We start from the raw sequence: 15913 nt of genomic DNA on the forward strand, positions 1-15913 counted from the left end.
GGCTTCTTCGATTATGTTACTTGTTGATTGCCCAATATATCATTCCTGTTACCTTAGGAATTTGGATATGGCTAAAATCGAAATAGTCACTGTAGAAAGTTGCATCAATACTGGTGAAGAGATTGGTTTGTCCATCAATGAATATCAGTTTTCCATTTACCTTTTCAGAATATAGGTAGTGGCTGTTATCTCGGATAAGGTCTTCCATCAATCCTACGCCGACGATAAAGCGTGTACCATCCTCATATTCACTCATTTGTTGATAAGCCTGACAGAGAGTGATATTCGTTTGGTCAAGTTCATACCATTGGCTTCCCTTTGGATTACTTAGGCACAAATTATCTTGTTCTGCTTTTAATGTTAGGTATAAAGAAATATACGCAACTTGATCTACAACAGGCTGGACATATTTACTCCAAAAAAAAGTATCACGATTACGTAATAAGGTCATGGCCTCTGCTTGTACTAAATGTGTTGGTTGCCGAGTCGCGAGGCCTATTGCATTGAGTGAGCAATTATTTAGCTTATTTGCGCTGTTTTCGGTTACGATTGCAGTATTAATGATTCCGCCGATGAGTTCTTGAATCGTTAGGCCATAGCTATATTCATTGGGGTGCTGCTGCTTGAAAGTCTGATTATGCTTTGTGACAGCGGTCGTTAGCGCATCTAATGTGGTGCTTTCGATTTGAGCCTTATCCTCAAACCAACAAAGTTGCTGTTTATTCATTGCTTTTCCTATTTTTATCCAGTCTGTTAGAGGTTATTTTGCAGTGATAGGTTCAGGACTTTCATCGTCAGTATCGTCAATCTGCATATAGCTTGGATCGCGAGCTATTTTTCGTTTTGTGAGGTAGGCATATAGGCAGAACGCAAGGAGTACGCCAGTAAACCAAGATACTTGTGACAGAGGTTTCAGTACAGTTATGAACTCACCAATAATAGCGGCAACCGCCGCAACAATGGTGACACCAAAAGCCAGTGTGTTGTAACCATTTTTGAAATAGTTGTATTGGCCCGGTTTGGTATAGAGTGTTTCGAGATTAACATTGCCTTTTAAAATCACAAAGTAATGCGCCAACATTACACCCAGCACAGGGCCTAGCATTGCCCCTATCAAATTTAAGAACATAAATAAGCTATCCTGGCTTTCCATCAGTTTCCATGGGCAGATGATAACACTCACTACCCCGGCAATCATGACACCTTTTCGGTAAGTCAGCTTGGGGAACAGTGCGACAACCTGATAGCCTGCTGGGATAATGTTCGCAGTGGCGTTAGTTGAGATTGTTGTCATAAGGATCACAATACTGGCAAAGGTAGGGACAAACCAGCCATCGAAATTGTTGACGATATCTAACACATTCCAAGTATCAACACCGTAATGGATACTGGCACCGGCTAAAATCATCACACTGGTCATCGCAAACAAAGTGTAAGCGACGACAAACCCCAGAGTTTGACCTTTTGCTTGCGCCTTATTACTTTTGGCATATTGGGTGAAGTCACAATTACCCACAGCAGGGCAAGCCCATACCGCTACCAGAGAATTCATTACAATGAAAAACTTAAAGAATGATCCCCCGTCTGTTTGCACTTGCTCTGGCGCGTAAGTCAAAATATTGCTAATGCCTGCTTGGTAAACAGCCCAAATAGCCAGTCCACCAAAAACAAGCCAGATAAGAGGGTTTAAAATAGCTGTAAATTTATTCAGGACATCACCTCCATAAAAGGCTATTACCATATTAACAGCCCAAAAGATCAAAAAAGCGATCATAGCAGGGATGCCAAGGCCTAGAATGGTGTCACCGCCACCGATATTTAAAAACGACGGCCAAAATTTGCTAATTAAGATCAGCATGGCACCCGTACCGGCTGTATTCATGATGCCAAACCACATAATTGAAGCTATACCACCTCGCAGTGTGCCGGGAAGCAGAGCACCCTTCACACCGTACGAACCACGCAAAAGCATGGCAAAGGGAATACCATATTTAGAGCCAGCAAATCCATTTAATACCATCGCCGCAGCAATAACTAAGCTACTTAGAATAATGGCAGTAATAAGGCCAAAAGAACTTAACCCCAAGGTAAGAAAACCACCAACAGCAATGTAGCTAGGAATGTTGTGAACGGAACCTTGCCATAAAGTAAAGTAGTTAAATGTATTCCATGTGCGTTTTTCTGAAGGTTTGGGAAGCATGTCATCTTTATATCCCCTTGAACGATACTCTTCAATCAATGCCTTGTTTTGTTTGCTCATATAATTTCCCATTTAGATTTCACGTTTTTATTTATCTTATCTGTAAGGGGATTTGATATTAATGAGCGCTCACACGTAAATAAGAAATTATATTATTTTTATTTATTGTTCGACTGATTTTTCAAATCGTTTTTAAAATAAAAAATGAGCAAGTAACTAATATTACCTGCTCACTTAAAGTCAATATTTCTTTTGTAAAAAGTTAGTAATAATTTATACGGTTACATATTCTGCTGTCTTCTTATCGTTGTAGACTTCCCGGTCAAACTCACCCAGTTTGTCGGGCACAAGCATGGCTATCATCACATCCACCACATTGTTGAGCAGGGTTCTGAACATCCCTGAGAACCAGTCGATACCGATAAGGATCGCCACGCTTTCTAGCGGTAGGCCCATTGAGCTGGCAAGGAAGGTATAGACGATAATCATCCCGCCGGGCACGACAATGGTTCCCATGCACATCAGCACAAACAGCACAAACAGCACAAACAGCACAAACAGCACAAACAGCACAAACAGCACAAACAGCACAAACAGCAGGATAGCCATCCCCATCTGGAAGGGCTCAAGCACAATACCGGTTGCTTGGCTCATGAAGAAAATCGCCAAGACGTAGCACATCACCGCACCGTTGGCATTCATTGACATCGTGATAGGGCCGGTGAAGTCGGCCACTTTTCGGCTGACGCCAAACTTGGTCACTGAATCTTCCATTTTGGTCGGCAGGCAAATTGCAGAAGAGGTCGTGGTCATCGACATAATCGACAATTTTGCAAACTTTTGTGGCATTTTAAATGGGTTCACTTTGGTCAGCATGGCGGTGAGAGGACCATACATTAGCAGCAGGATGATATCTCCGATTGCCAGTGCGCCGAGGAATTTCAGCATCGGGATAATGACTTTAAAGCCGATGGCCCCAGATACGTTAGCCAGCAGGCAGAAAATACCAATGGGTGCCAGTTTCATGACCATTTTGATGATGTTCATGATCACTGCATTAAAGCTGACGATAAACTCAGTGATCACCTTATTGCCGGTGGTTCGGGAATATGACCCCATCGCCAGTCCTAATATGACGGCAAACACAATGCAGGGTATCATCGCACCGGGGCGAAAAAGATTGTGGTATCTAAATAAAATACAAAGCCAACGAGTTAATTGACTCGTTGGCTTTTTAGTCTTTACTCAAGTAGGCGAAATAACATTACGCTGTTTGCACTTCTGGTTTTTTACTCGCCCTGAGGTTAATCAGCACAAAGAATACCGCTCCTGCCACCAGCAAACCTGCTGATAAATAGAACCCAATCGCTTTAGAGCCTGTCAGATCGGATATTAGCCCTGTCAGTGGCGGTGCAATGATTGATGACGACATGCCGGCGAGGTTGAAGACCGCAAGAGCCCTGGCCATTCTCACTTTCGGAGCACGCTCAGTGACGTACGAGATCAAAATTGGATCCAGTGCCATCTTGCCTAGGAAGCCATAGACCAGAAGGCTGATCATCAACGCCGTGGTATTGGGAGACAGCACCGTGAAGGCCAGCATAAGGGCACCCGCGATCTCTAGTGTCACTACCATCTTCACCGCTTTGGCCTTGAACTTGTCGGCCAAGGAGCTGAAGAACAGTGCGCCGGGTACGGCAATCATTGCCACCAGGGCCGATGCCCCACCAATTGCGGCTCCTTCGAATCCACGCTCCGTCTGCAAGTAGCTCGGAAGCCAGGTCACAATCATGTAGTAGCCATAGCAGGTACAGAAGTACAGGAAATAGACCGCAACCAGTTCCGGCTTGAGCAGTGACGTACCTTGTGGCTCTGCAGCTGCTGTCGCGGTATTTGTATCCGCTTTAGCTTCGGTAGCATGCTTGGCTGCCTGGTTGGGTTTAATCACCAAGGCAAACACAATGACCATGGCAAAAATGATCGCGGCTGAAATGTACAGCACGTTATTCCACGCCATGTCCATGTTCTTTACCAGTACACTGGAGCCAACAAGCCCGATCCCCATACCCACGGCCGACCCACTGTTAACGATTGCAGAGGCAAAAGCCCGGCGCTCCTGGGGCACATGCTCGCCCGACAGTGAGTAGGCGGAGCAGAAGAACGTCGCACAACCCAGCCCAGACAGCAATGAACCTGCATACACCATGTTAATTGACGCAGCATTGGCGATCACAAGGGTACCTATGGTGAATAGGCTGAAACCGCAGAGCAGTGTCAGTTTCTGCCCCATTTTTTCGACCACTATCGAGGCGGGGATCTGCCCACCGCAGTATGCAGCAAAATAAAAGGTCGCAATAAGGCCTATCTGGGTATCGCTAATATCACCAAGAGCCGATTGAATCTCTGGATAAATGGGCGTAAGGACAGTTCGATAAATCCAAATAGCAACCCAGCCCAAACAGAGAATAACGACAAGCTTTTTCCAGTACTCAACACCGGAGTGATTTTTAATTTCCATTTTCATTCCCGTGTATTAGTTGTAGGCCAGCTCATAAAGCACGTTGATAAGTGCTTCAACACCCACGGTAAGATCATCGATATCGGTTTGCTCTGCAGGGTTGTGGCTGATACCCGCAATACTTGGGATAAAGATCATTCCGGTTGGTACGCGAGGTGCAAAAATCTGGGCATCATGTCCCGCGCCACTGTGCATACGCTTGTAGTTGGCCCCTTTGGCTTCTAGGGTAGAATCAATCAGATCAACCAGGGCAGGATCCATTGGGATCGGCTCTTCGTCCATCCAAAGGTCTACGTCGATTTCAATCTCCATCTCCGCGCAGATCTGCTTCATGTCTTCAATGATCTGATCGCTAAAGCCGATGAGCTTTTCCTTGTCGGTATGGCGGCAATCCATGGTGAACAAAATATCGCCAGGAACAACATTGACCGTATTCGGCTTCGGAACCACCTTGCCAAAGGTCAGGACCAGTGGATCCCCTTCTGCTTTGGCTTTATCTATGGACTGGCAGCAGATCTTGCTGAAGGCGTAAACGGTATCTTTACGGTAGCCCATCGGCGTGGTACCGGCATGGTTCGCTTCACCTTTGAGGGTAATGTTGTAGCGACGCTGGCCGGCAATACTGGTCACAACCCCCAGCTGCTTGCCTTCCGTTTCCAGCACCTTGCCCTGCTCGATATGCAGCTCTACAAAGGCCTTGATATCCTTCCTGACCGTCCGCTCAGTGGCAAAGTCGAAGCCGCATTGTTTCATGGCATCGACGAAGTTGACGCCCTTGTTATCGGTCAAGCCTTTAACGGCGTCATTATCCGCAATACCGACGATGTTCTTGCTGCCCCAGAACACATAAGGAAAGCGGCTGCCCTCTTCTTCGGCCAGCGAGACCACTTCCAGGGTACGCTTGGGCGAGCCATGTTTGTCTTTAAGGTATTGCATCGCAATGAACGCGGCCTCGATACCGAACTGGCCGTCGAGATTACCGCCGTTGACCACGGTATCCACATGCGAGCCCGACATAATGACCTGATCGGGATACTCCGTACCCTCAAGGCGACCATAGATATTACCGACGTCATCGGAATAGGCCTGGAAGCCACTTTTTTCAAATAGCTCCAAGAAGGTGTTTTGGGCTGACAGCCACTCTTTGGTGTAAAGCAGGCGCGTCATACCCGCCCCTTCTTCATAGCCAAACTGGGTAATTTTCTTCGAGGTTTCTTCTACCTTACTTTTTAATAGCTCCATCTTTTCATTCCTTATTTTGTTTCAAAATATGTATTAACGACAGGCTGCTGGCAAACAGGCCCTTAATAATTCGCTTTAATAATATTTATTATTTCTGCTTATCCATTAAACGCAGATTTATGATCGTAGGAGTTGATGAATGTGTGCTCTGATATTAAATACTCATAGACATCATCCACAATCTCTATTCCATTTTCTTTTGACTTAGCTTCAATTAAATCGCTATTTTGACCTGGATAAAGCACTTTATTAAAACCCGGTGCTGGTCGAATCTCGCCTAACTCTTTCATGGTTTGGGCAATAGATTCAATAAAGTAATCTCTTGTCGTGAAGAACTCCGGATTAAGCACAATGTGCAATTGACCAAGATTACGCCCTTCGCTTAAGTCCTCATACATCGAGCTGACACTGCGGCCAAACGGCAGTCCCAGCATGACACCGGATAAAATGTCCACCATCATCATCAAGCCATAGCCTTTGGGGCCGGCGATCGGCAACAGAGCCCTAACGGCATGTGGGTCGGAAGTCGGGTTCCCGGCTTCATCAACGGCCCAAGTATCAGGTATAGTCTGATTTCGGGATCGGGCATCAAGGATCTTGCCCCATGCCTGTACGGTCGTCGCCATATCGAAATTGATGGTCTTGCCCTCTGGGCCCGGCGCAGAAAATGCGATGGGGTTGGTCCCGTAATACACTTCGCTGCCACCAAACGGGACGACCATCGGGTCTGATTGACACATGGAGATCGCCACCAGGCCACGCTCTGCCGCCAGTTTGGTAAAGTAACCCAGCGCGCCGCTATGGCTCATACGCTTAACCCCAACCACGGCCACCCCTTTGGCCTGTGCCATCTCAATGGCTTTTTCCATGGACTGCTTTGCCACAACATGGCCAGCCCCATTGTCACCATCAAACACAGCACTGCATGGGCCCGTTTCTTCATAGCTAAATTGGGGGGCCGAGTTAATACCTCCTTTCGAGATACGCTCCGAATAGTACTCAACCCTAACTGCACCATGCGAATGAACGCCGCGCTCATCGGCAAACACCAGGACATCAGCAACAGTATCAGCATGTTCATCAGATAAACCGGCTTGCATAATTTTTGCTTTAATTAACTGATGAAGCTGAACACTTGAAAGATTCATAATTTACTCCATGATAAATTCACTATTTCGCGGGCTAATAGGTTTATGTCATTTATCTATAAATCTATACTAGCTAAAGAAATATTTTGTTTTGTGATCTATAAACACCTCAATTAACTTCATGATATTTTCTTCTTATATTCAAACTATCATTAAAAGGATTTATATAGTGTTTATAATTTTATTTTTAACATTTAAGAACAGCCACATACCTAATAATGTATCGGCACCGGAATAGTGGCCATGACATAACAGCCGCGAAGCGTAAAAGTTAAAATCTTCTGGGCTTGAATGTATTAGGTCTAACAGGGAAATCGAAAAATAACCATTTCTGGCTTGCTCTAAATATCCAGCACTAACTGACGTTGTCCAATAATCTAAATCTAATGTCGAAGGCAACAGGCTATGGGCCTTTTCCCTGAGGTTGGGGGAACTATAAGCGCAGGCGAGCATGCCAACCAGCATATCATCGTGACTGGGTGTTAAACCCGGCCCGGCACCAATAACTCCCTCCCAGCATGGTGGTTGCCCATCGAACCACCGGTAAACTTGACTCAGTATCGACTCAAAAGGCTTCTTGTCCCCAGCCTTTGCAATTGTCGACAATGAGCCATATAAACCGGTTTCCTTTGTTTGCTTACTCAGATAATCGGTAAGTTGTTCCAGGGAAATTGATGATACATCCCGCGCTTTGAGCCACACGCCATTTTCCCCTTTGCGCAGGTGAAAATGGTTAACAATCATGCCATTGCTTACCAAGCGGATCGTACGTGCGTCCGGTACAAGCTGGCTCAGATGACTGAACATCTGCGGTGAAACGGCCCACCCCGAGGGGCTCATTCCTGCATCGCTGCGATGGAGTGTCAGCACCTTATGATCTTCGGTCAGGAAATTAATCGCCTTGCTGCCACCGCCGGCAAAACGCAACGAGCCTGGCCTCGACGGTGCCGACAGACTGTAGGCTAGCGCTTCATGTACCATCCAATTCTCCCTCTGAAAAATCGAGGCAGCCCATGGGCCGCCCCATGACATTACTCAGCCTGCAGACCCATGTCTTGGGCAAGGGCCTCCAGGGCTTTTTCGAAACAGGCCAGTGGGGCCCGTACCGTTCCGGCGCCAATTTGACCGATGCCCGCTTCCTTGTGGGCAATACCAGTGTTAATGATCGGCGTGATACCGGTTTCGACAACATGGCGGACATCCAGGCCGAGGCATGCGCCTTGGAAATTCCATGACGGGATCTGCAGCAGTGAGTTTTGCTCCACGAAAATCTCGGCCATCTCTTCAGAGAAATCCAGCGCCGCATCCACACCGCCAACACCGACAAATCGTGTTACGCCAGGCGCGGCGACCATCGCAGCCCCGCCGACACCATACGTTTCGGTAATGGCACTGTCGCCAACATCCGTATTCGCCTGCTCTTGGGAATAGCCGGTAAAATACAATCCTTCAGGGGTATTCACTGGCGCAGTAAACCACTGGTCCCCCATGCCGCTGACACGAATACCAAAGTCCTTACCGTTTCGGGTCATCGCAGTCACAATGGTGCCCGCTTTGATAGTGGCCCCGGCGTCCATCGCACACTTACAAAATGCCATCGCCAAGTTGAGGAAAAACTGATCGGTAATGCTCAGGAAATCAAACACTCTTTTCAACACATCCTTGCTGGCATCCACTGCCGCTATGCTCGGCGCTAGCGTACGGAGTAACAATGAAGAGGTCGCAATGTTACGCTGGTGGAATTCATCCCCCATGGTGATCCCCTGTGCCATAATGGCTCCTAGATCAACACCGCCCTCGGTATTTGCCAGCGCATCCTTGAGCACAGGCATCAGCTCTTCACGCATCCAGTGCAGACGCTGCTGGACTTCGTCACCGTAAGCGCCAAAGCGCATTACTTTGCCGATCCCTTCATTCAGGTTGCAGTAGGCAAAGTTACCATCGGCTTTGTTTTCAACCACAATGACCGGCATGTTGGCCGAGGTGATCCCGCCCATTGGCCCTACGGCGTTATGGTGATGACACGGACTGAATTGCACCTCCCCCCCGGCAAGCATCGCCATTGCATCGGTGTCGGATGTCGCCCATCCCTCGTATAGGCAAGCACTGACACAGGCCCCCTGCATCGGCCCGGTCATCTCTTCCCATTTGATCTGCGGGCCGGCATGGAGCAGGTGCTTACCTTCTGCCAACCATGGGATAACTTCGCCGGCAGAGGTAACATCCACCCAAAATGGACGCGCAGATTTTACTTTTTCCAAAACGGCTGCGTTGGCTTCACTAATTGATGAATACATATCTTTAATTCCCTATTGCATTTGCTTTAATAGACTGGCCAATTTTGCGTTCCCGCCTGCGATGGGGGCCCACTGGTAATGCACGACTGGCGTCGCGGCAGACTGCAAATCGTCGGCAAAACTGCGCAGTCCTACATTCACTACCCTGATCCCATCGAGCAAAGCGGGTCGCTCTTCAACCGCCTTTGTTCCTTGTTGTTCAATCAGAGCCTCTGACAGCAGCACCGCTTCTTCCAAGGTATTCACCACAGCCACACCGGCCTCAACCAAGGTTTCGATTTGCTGCGAGCGCTGCTGCGGATCCGCCTCTGTTCCTGTTACCGTCGCGATGGCGTGCAGCGGGCTTTGGCGCTTCGATTTTGCGCTTTCAACTGCCTCCACCAGCGCTGCCGCCGGATCCGCTGTTGCGCCATAGCCGATAACGACATCGAGCAATAGCACCCCAACCTGCTCATCGACTGCGCGTTTTTCAATTTCGAGGGTACGTGTGGTTGGATCAATCATCGGGTGAGGGCGACCGACGGTATAGTGATCATCACCGAGGTCGATAATGAGGTGGCCGCCATCATTGAGCATAACGCCCTGGTCATGGGCATCATCGACAGCCAAGCCAAGTTGCTCCGCGGTAAGCATCGCGGCCTCGGCAGCCAGAGTCCCGCCCGTGTATAGGCCGAGGATTTTCTTCCCAGCCGTTTTATTACAACCTGGCACATACTGGCGGACATTGGCCAGCATCGCGGCAAGCCTGCCGGCTTCGGCAAGGCTGTTGGCAAAAAAGACATTGCCATCACGCGCCTTTTCACGGCGGGTACCGAGGAACAGCGCCACCACCGGCTTGCTCATCGCTTTCATGGCTTGGATGACCGCTTGTTCAACTTCTGGAGCTGGCGGTTTGGAGACAAAAGCGACAACCTCGGTTTCCTGATCGTTATCCATCATCGCAAGCGCACTCAAGGCACTGGCACCACCGACGTCTGCCGATAAATCACGGCCCCCCAAGCCGAGCGCATGGGTAATACCTTGGCCTGCCAGGCAAACCTGGGACGCCAGTTCCTGAATCCCGGTACCGGAAGCCCCGACAATACTGATCGGCCCTTTCGGCAACACGTTGGCAAAAGCCAGCGGCGCCCCCGCAACCATAGCGGTACCGCAGTCAGGCCCCATCACCAACAACCCCTTTGCAGCAGCTTTTCTCTTTAGCGCGACCTCTGACTCAAGCGGGACATTGTCTGAAAACATCATCACATTCAGATCATTGTCCAGAGCCTCATCAGCCAAGTCGGCGGCATAATCACCCGCCACAGAAATTAATGCCAAATTGGCCTCGGGCTGCTTTGCCAATGCCGTTTGCCAGCGGCGGACGACATCCAACCTCTGCCCGCCGGCGGATGCCTGTGCGATGGATGCCAGTGCGCTATCGAGCTGAGCCGCAATCTCATCGGACACATCGCCGCTTTCAGCATTGGGGCGAATCGCCACACAAATATCATTGGGTGTGGCTTCGTCGAACAGTGGATGCCATAGGCCTGTGGACTCCAGCAGAGATTTGTTTGCCGGAGTGCCCATCATGACAGACACCTCCTCAACATTATCACCATTACTCAATTGCCTTGATATCAGCATCAGGCTCACCGAGTCCTGAAAACAACCTTTTTTTAAAAATGCCTGGATCATGTATGGCCACCTTTCTCATCCCAAAATAAATAACGTTGAAAATTTTATTTTTCTTCAGCGTGATTCCCTGTATTTAGCTAGAGGTTAAGGCAGTCATGGAATTAAAATATTGAGCAATATCACACACAATATATTGTTATAATATTTTCAAAAATAGACTGACTATCGTTCAATCATTATTTATGACACTGGATATAAGAACCTCGACTATTAAAATCTTTTATCAAATCAAGCAATCATTTTAAAAAATCTTTTTTTACATTTATATTTGTAACGCATATTAAAATATCGACGTAGATCATTTTTTTTAAGTAATATTCTTTTATAAGATGTTGTGAGTCTCATTCATTTTCAAGGACGCACATGCTAGACAGGGAAACAATCCGATCTTTTATGAAAGTAGCTGAATATGCTAATTTCTCCAAAGCGGCAGAAGTACTGCATAAGACACCTGCCGCTATCAGCTATCGAATAAAGGTGTTAGAAGATGCTGTAGATACCCAGCTTTTTATCCGTACCACACGCAGCGTGCACCTTACCGAAGCGGGTGAGCACCTACTTAGCCAATGTCAGAAGTGGCTCGACTGGATGGAAAGCATGCCGGATGAGCTACGCCAGATAGCCGACGGTATTGAGCGAAATATTAATATAGTCATCAATAATTTACTATTCGACCAACATGCCGTCTCCCAGCTCATTCTGGCATTGCATGAGGCCTTTCCGTTTACCCAAATCAATATCTCCAGCGCGGTATACATGGGGGTATGGGATGACTTATTAAACAACGATTACCACTTGGCTATTGGCGTACCAGGGCTCGATACTATCGATAACACGGTAAAGTTAAGCCCTTTGGGTAAAATGAGCTGGACCTTTACACTGACCCCCAAGCACCCGCTTGCAACCCTCAACGCTCCGCTCAAAGAGTCCCAGCTCAGGCACCACCCTGCGATTAACATTGAAGATACCTCCCAACACATCAACAAACGCACGGCCTGGCTGTTGCGGGATCAAAAAGAGATTAAAGTGCCTGACCTGTCGACCAAAGTCGCCTGCCATATCAATGGAGCGGGTATAGGTTTCCTACCCAAAAACCTAGCTAATCCACTGATTAATGAGGGGTTACTGATTGAAAAAGAAGTGCAGTGGAGCCGTGCTCCGTCTCCACTTTCTATTGGCTGGCGCCAGGACTCTACCGGGGAAGTGACCCAGTGGATTATAGAATTATTCAAAAAAAACGATCCTATAATCCAAGGTTTTTTAAAGAATATCGACCAGTTACACCACTAAAGACGCATCGGGGACAACGGTACAAGCCGGTCTTACACAGGTCCCCTTTTCACCTACCAGAATTTGTTCCACATCCTGAAGGGCACCAATGAATGCAATCTGGCCCGTCCGCTCTACGAACTGAATCACCGCCTCAGCCTTTGGCCCCATAGCACCGTCAGGAGCGGCAAAAGGACGCATCTGACTAACCGTCACATCCCGGAGTGCCCGTTGGTTAGGCGTTCCCCAGTCTTGATAAACCGCATCGGCATCCGTCAGGATCATCAGGTAATCCGCACCGATTTGTTCTGCCAGCATTGCGGCCACCGAATCTTTATCAATCACGGCTTCCACACCTTTATAACCCACTTGCTGCTGAACCACTGGCATCCCACCACCGCCGCAGCACACCACGGTTTTTCCTTGGTCCAATAAACTGACAATAGTACTTGCTTCAAGCACTTGTACGGGTTTTGGTGACGCAACGACGCGGCGGATATATTGGCCGTCTGGTTTCATCTGCCAACCATATTGCGCTTCGAGCTCAGCCTTGTCCTGCGGCGAATAGACCGGGCCAATGTACTTTGTCGGCAGGGCGAAAGCGGGATCGGAAGCCGACACTTCAACCCGAGTCAGCAAGCAAGACACCTCGTTCATCCCCTGCTCTGTCAGGGCCTGCACCAGCATATAGCCCAGCATCCCCTGGGTCTGCGCCACTAAGTTATCAAGCGGATAGGCCGGCACTTCACTGTAGGCCGAGTTTTGCAACGCCAGCAACCCCACCTGCGGACCGTTGCCGTGCACTATGGTCACGTCATAATCTTGATCCAACTGCTTGATCAGCTCTGCCGCCTTGTTGATATTCCGTTGCTGATTGGCAGCAGATAAGACTTCACCCCGTTTGAGCATAGCGTTGCCACCCAGGGCAATAACAATTCTCTTCTTGTTCATCACACACCTTTTTTATATTTGATCTTTGTTATGCAAAATAAAAAAATTTATTATTTTGCGTATTTTTAAAATATTAACGACTCGTTTTTATGTCTAGATCAGCAACGGGATTTATCTGTTTATCAAACATTTTTATTTAATGTTGCTGCCAACATAAAATTAAACCTTTAAGTAAAAATTGAGATACTCAGATCACACTTTTATTATTTCAATTAGATAATATTTATTCACCAACACAGCTTCTGGTAATAGGGCCCATAAAACTTCCTTCCGGGCCCGTTTTTTTAGGTGACATATTCGAGGTATAAGATGGGATACTTAAACAACAATACAGGATACATTAATGATCTGCTGGCAACCCGGGCCGTAATTAAAAAAAACAACTTTGCCATTCTTCCACCAGATGGTCTGGTAAAAAATGTCCTGCCGGGGTTTGAAAATTGCGACCTGACTATCCTGTCATCTCCACAACTAGGCGCCAGCTTTGTCGATTATCTGGTTACCCTTCATGACGGCGGTAACAACCGCTGTGGGTTTGGCGGCGAGGAAGTCGAAACTTTCTTCTATGTCATCTCGGGTCAAGTTTGTGTCGAGGCCGATGGCCAACGCCATACCCTCACAACGGGGGGGTATATCTATTGCCCGCCAGGCACACTGCTGTTTATGGAAAATGCCAACCAGGGCGAGGATAGCCAGGCATTCCTCTACAAGCGCAAGTATCAAGCTATCACCGGCTACCAGCCCCATTTGCTGGTCAACCACCGCGATAACCTAGAGAAGGTCCACTACGAGGGGATGGAGGATGTCATTGTTGAAGATCTGCTGCCGAAAGATCTCGGCTTCGACATGAACTTCCATGTTCTGACCTTTGCACCCGGTGCCTGTCATGGCTATATCGAAACCCATGTCCAGGAGCACGGCGCGTATATCCTGAGCGGTGAAGGTGTCTACAACCTAGACAACAACTGGATCCCGGTTAAGAAGGGGGATTACCTGTTCATGGCAGCATACGTTCCCCAAGCCTGCTACGCTACAGGCCGCGGAGAACCTCTCAGCTACATTTATTCCAAAGACTGCAACCGAGATATTCCATTGTAATTTTCACTAATGCCAATTTAGTCATATCGCCTTTGGAAGCGTCAGTTTAATCTTTCGCTTCCTTTTTTTAATCGGAATTTGATTTTCAAAAGTTTTTATAAAAAAACCAGACTTCCACCTATATCAATGAAATCCTAGCCCCAATCCCGATATCCTCATGCTAAGTGCCGCCATTCCGTGCCCAGGAAATCAAAACATTCAATAGGTCACAGCAGAAAGCCGACAAAATAAGATCAAGGAGCCCACAATCAATGACGATTAACAATGCACTGTTTGAAACCCTCAATCCCCCCCAGCGCCTGCTGATGGGGCCAGGCCCGATCAATGCGTACCCTCGCGTCCATCAGGCTTTGTCAAACCAGCTCATAGGTCAGTATGACCCGGTGATGACCGAGTATATGCGCCAAACCCAGGTACTTTACCGCCAGGTATTTCATACCCAAAACCCGGAAACCCTGCTAATTGACGGTACCGCAAGAGCGGGAATAGAAGCCGTCTTGGTGTCGATTCTTCAGCCTGGCGACAAGGTATTAATCCCTGTCATTGGCCGCTTTGGCCACCTGTTGTGTGAAATTGCCCAGCGCACCGGTGCCGAGATCACCACCATTGATGTGGAATGGGGCAAGGTCTGTGATCCGCAGCAGATCGAGGACGCCATCAAACAGGTCAAGCCGAAGTTGCTGGCGACGGTTCAGGGAGACACATCAACCACAATGAACCAGCCACTGGCCGAAATCGGGGAAATCTGCCAGCGTCACGATGTCCTTTTCTACTGCGACGCCACCGCCTCTGTGGCCGGTAACGAACTGCTGGTCGACGATTGGCACCTTGACGCCGTGTCGGTGGGTCTTCAAAAGTGCTTGGGAGGCCCTTCCGGCAGTGCACCTCTGACGCTCAGTCCAAAATTTGTCGAGCAGATCAATCGTCGCAAGCACATCGAGAAGGGCATCCGCGACCCGCACCATACCGATGGTATCGAAGCGATGATCCAATCGAACTACTTCGACTTGCCAATGATCCTCGACTACTGGGGAGAGGAAAGACTCAACCACCATACCGAAGCAACATCGATGCTGTACGCCGCCCGCGAATGTGCGCGACTGTTTCTTGAGGAAGGGCCGGCAAAAGTCATTGCCCGCCACAAGCAAGCGGGCGATGCCATGGCGGCCGGCCTGCAGGCTATGGGCCTGAGGCTGTTTGGCGACCAAGACTACAAGATGAATAATGTGGTGGGCGTATACATCCCAGATTTGGTCGATGGCGAAAAAGTACGCCAAGAATTGCTGACCCGGTTTGGGATTGAAATCGGGACATCGTTTGGCCCGCTCAAAGGCAGGATATGGCGTATCGGGGCAATGGGCTATAACGCCCGCCAAGAGACTGTCCTCCATACCCTGGCCGCGCTAGAAGCAGTATTGTTTAAACACCGGGCCCAAATACAGCTCGGCACAGCTGTCGCGGCAGCGATGGAGTATTACTGATTATTGGCGGTACACCGGGGCGCTGATCACAAGGT

At 48.4% G+C, this 15913-nt stretch carries 12 protein-coding genes and 1 pseudogene; 3 read left to right on the forward strand and 10 right to left on the reverse strand.

Annotated elements, in window-relative coordinates; genetic code table 11:
• Nucleotides 1-16 precede the first annotated feature (16 nt).
• The 9 genes and pseudogenes from PTW35_RS25430 to fdrA form a co-directional block, all read right to left on the reverse strand.
• A complete protein-coding gene (locus tag PTW35_RS25430; protein ID WP_281028001.1) occupies nucleotides 17-727 on the reverse strand; it encodes a hypothetical protein in 711 nt (236 codons plus the stop codon).
• Between the two features lie 33 nt (nucleotides 728-760).
• Nucleotides 761-2260, reverse strand: a complete 1500-nt coding sequence (locus PTW35_RS25435; protein WP_281028002.1) for a putative allantoin permease — start codon at nucleotides 2258-2260, stop codon at nucleotides 761-763.
• Nucleotides 2261-2473: 213 nt separating this feature from the next.
• A pseudogene (locus PTW35_RS25440) lies at nucleotides 2474-3364 on the reverse strand (cation:dicarboxylase symporter family transporter); the annotation flags it as partial.
• Between the two features lie 100 nt (nucleotides 3365-3464).
• Nucleotides 3465-4718, reverse strand: coding sequence for an MFS transporter (locus PTW35_RS25445; protein ID WP_281028003.1), 1254 nt, complete (start codon nucleotides 4716-4718; stop codon nucleotides 3465-3467).
• Between the two features lie 15 nt (nucleotides 4719-4733).
• Nucleotides 4734-5960: an allantoate deiminase gene (gene allC / locus PTW35_RS25450; RefSeq protein ID WP_044621599.1), complete on the reverse strand. Its 1227-nt coding sequence runs from the start codon at nucleotides 5958-5960 to the stop codon at nucleotides 4734-4736.
• 98 nt (nucleotides 5961-6058) lie between these two features.
• Nucleotides 6059-7108, reverse strand: coding sequence for an ureidoglycolate dehydrogenase (gene allD, locus PTW35_RS25455; protein ID WP_044621600.1), 1050 nt, complete (start codon nucleotides 7106-7108; stop codon nucleotides 6059-6061).
• A 162-nt stretch (nucleotides 7109-7270) separates the two neighbouring features.
• Complete coding sequence (locus tag PTW35_RS25460; protein WP_281028004.1) at nucleotides 7271-8089, reverse strand: DUF2877 domain-containing protein; 819 nt, start codon at nucleotides 8087-8089, stop codon at nucleotides 7271-7273.
• A gap of 50 nt (nucleotides 8090-8139) precedes the next feature.
• Complete coding sequence (locus PTW35_RS25465; protein WP_044621602.1) at nucleotides 8140-9405, reverse strand: DUF1116 domain-containing protein; 1266 nt, start codon at nucleotides 9403-9405, stop codon at nucleotides 8140-8142.
• Between the two features lie 12 nt (nucleotides 9406-9417).
• Complete coding sequence (fdrA, locus tag PTW35_RS25470; protein ID WP_281028005.1) at nucleotides 9418-11079, reverse strand: acyl-CoA synthetase FdrA; 1662 nt, start codon at nucleotides 11077-11079, stop codon at nucleotides 9418-9420.
• A gap of 363 nt (nucleotides 11080-11442) precedes the next feature.
• Between fdrA and allS the strand changes: the two genes are divergently transcribed.
• Nucleotides 11443-12369: an HTH-type transcriptional activator AllS gene (gene allS, locus PTW35_RS25475; protein ID WP_044621604.1), complete on the forward strand. Its 927-nt coding sequence runs from the start codon at nucleotides 11443-11445 to the stop codon at nucleotides 12367-12369.
• On the opposite strand, the gene PTW35_RS25480 is transcribed toward allS, so the two are convergent.
• Nucleotides 12358-13299 (reverse strand): carbamate kinase, encoded by a 942-nt coding sequence (locus PTW35_RS25480; RefSeq protein ID WP_044621605.1) that lies wholly within the window; start codon nucleotides 13297-13299, stop codon nucleotides 12358-12360. The two genes, allS and PTW35_RS25480, sit on opposite strands and share 12 nt — an antisense overlap.
• Before the next feature lie 309 nt (nucleotides 13300-13608).
• Between PTW35_RS25480 and allE the strand changes: the two genes are divergently transcribed.
• Nucleotides 13609-14397: a (S)-ureidoglycine aminohydrolase gene (gene allE / locus PTW35_RS25485; protein WP_281028006.1), complete on the forward strand. Its 789-nt coding sequence runs from the start codon at nucleotides 13609-13611 to the stop codon at nucleotides 14395-14397.
• A gap of 251 nt (nucleotides 14398-14648) precedes the next feature.
• Nucleotides 14649-15878: an alanine--glyoxylate aminotransferase family protein gene (locus PTW35_RS25490; RefSeq protein ID WP_281028007.1), complete on the forward strand. Its 1230-nt coding sequence runs from the start codon at nucleotides 14649-14651 to the stop codon at nucleotides 15876-15878.
• The last annotated feature ends 35 nt before the right edge of the window (nucleotides 15879-15913 follow it).

This window comes from Photobacterium sp. DA100 (genome assembly GCF_029223585.1).
Taxonomy (GTDB): Bacteria; Pseudomonadota; Gammaproteobacteria; order Enterobacterales; family Vibrionaceae; genus Photobacterium.

What these genes read in the sequence shown, in the direction of transcription:
- allC (WP_044621599.1), bottom strand. Translation starts at nt 5,960, where the DNA reads ATGGAGCTATTAAAAAGTAAGGTAGAAGAAACCTCGAAGAAAATTACC.
- PTW35_RS25435 (WP_281028002.1), bottom strand. Translation starts at nt 2,260, where the DNA reads ATGAGCAAACAAAACAAGGCATTGATTGAAGAGTATCGTTCAAGGGGA.
- PTW35_RS25465 (WP_044621602.1), bottom strand. Translation starts at nt 9,405, where the DNA reads ATGTATTCATCAATTAGTGAAGCCAACGCAGCCGTTTTGGAAAAAGTA.
- PTW35_RS25460 (WP_281028004.1), bottom strand. Translation starts at nt 8,089, where the DNA reads ATGGTACATGAAGCGCTAGCCTACAGTCTGTCGGCACCGTCGAGGCCA.
- PTW35_RS25430 (WP_281028001.1), bottom strand. Translation starts at nt 727, where the DNA reads ATGAATAAACAGCAACTTTGTTGGTTTGAGGATAAGGCTCAAATCGAA.
- PTW35_RS25480 (WP_044621605.1), bottom strand. Translation starts at nt 13,299, where the DNA reads ATGAACAAGAAGAGAATTGTTATTGCCCTGGGTGGCAACGCTATGCTC.
- PTW35_RS25445 (WP_281028003.1), bottom strand. Translation starts at nt 4,718, where the DNA reads ATGGAAATTAAAAATCACTCCGGTGTTGAGTACTGGAAAAAGCTTGTC.
- allD (WP_044621600.1), bottom strand. Translation starts at nt 7,108, where the DNA reads ATGAATCTTTCAAGTGTTCAGCTTCATCAGTTAATTAAAGCAAAAATT.
- allS (WP_044621604.1), top strand. Translation starts at nt 11,443, where the DNA reads ATGCTAGACAGGGAAACAATCCGATCTTTTATGAAAGTAGCTGAATAT.
- fdrA (WP_281028005.1), bottom strand. Translation starts at nt 11,079, where the DNA reads ATGATCCAGGCATTTTTAAAAAAAGGTTGTTTTCAGGACTCGGTGAGC.
- allE (WP_281028006.1), top strand. Translation starts at nt 13,609, where the DNA reads ATGGGATACTTAAACAACAATACAGGATACATTAATGATCTGCTGGCA.
- PTW35_RS25490 (WP_281028007.1), top strand. Translation starts at nt 14,649, where the DNA reads ATGACGATTAACAATGCACTGTTTGAAACCCTCAATCCCCCCCAGCGC.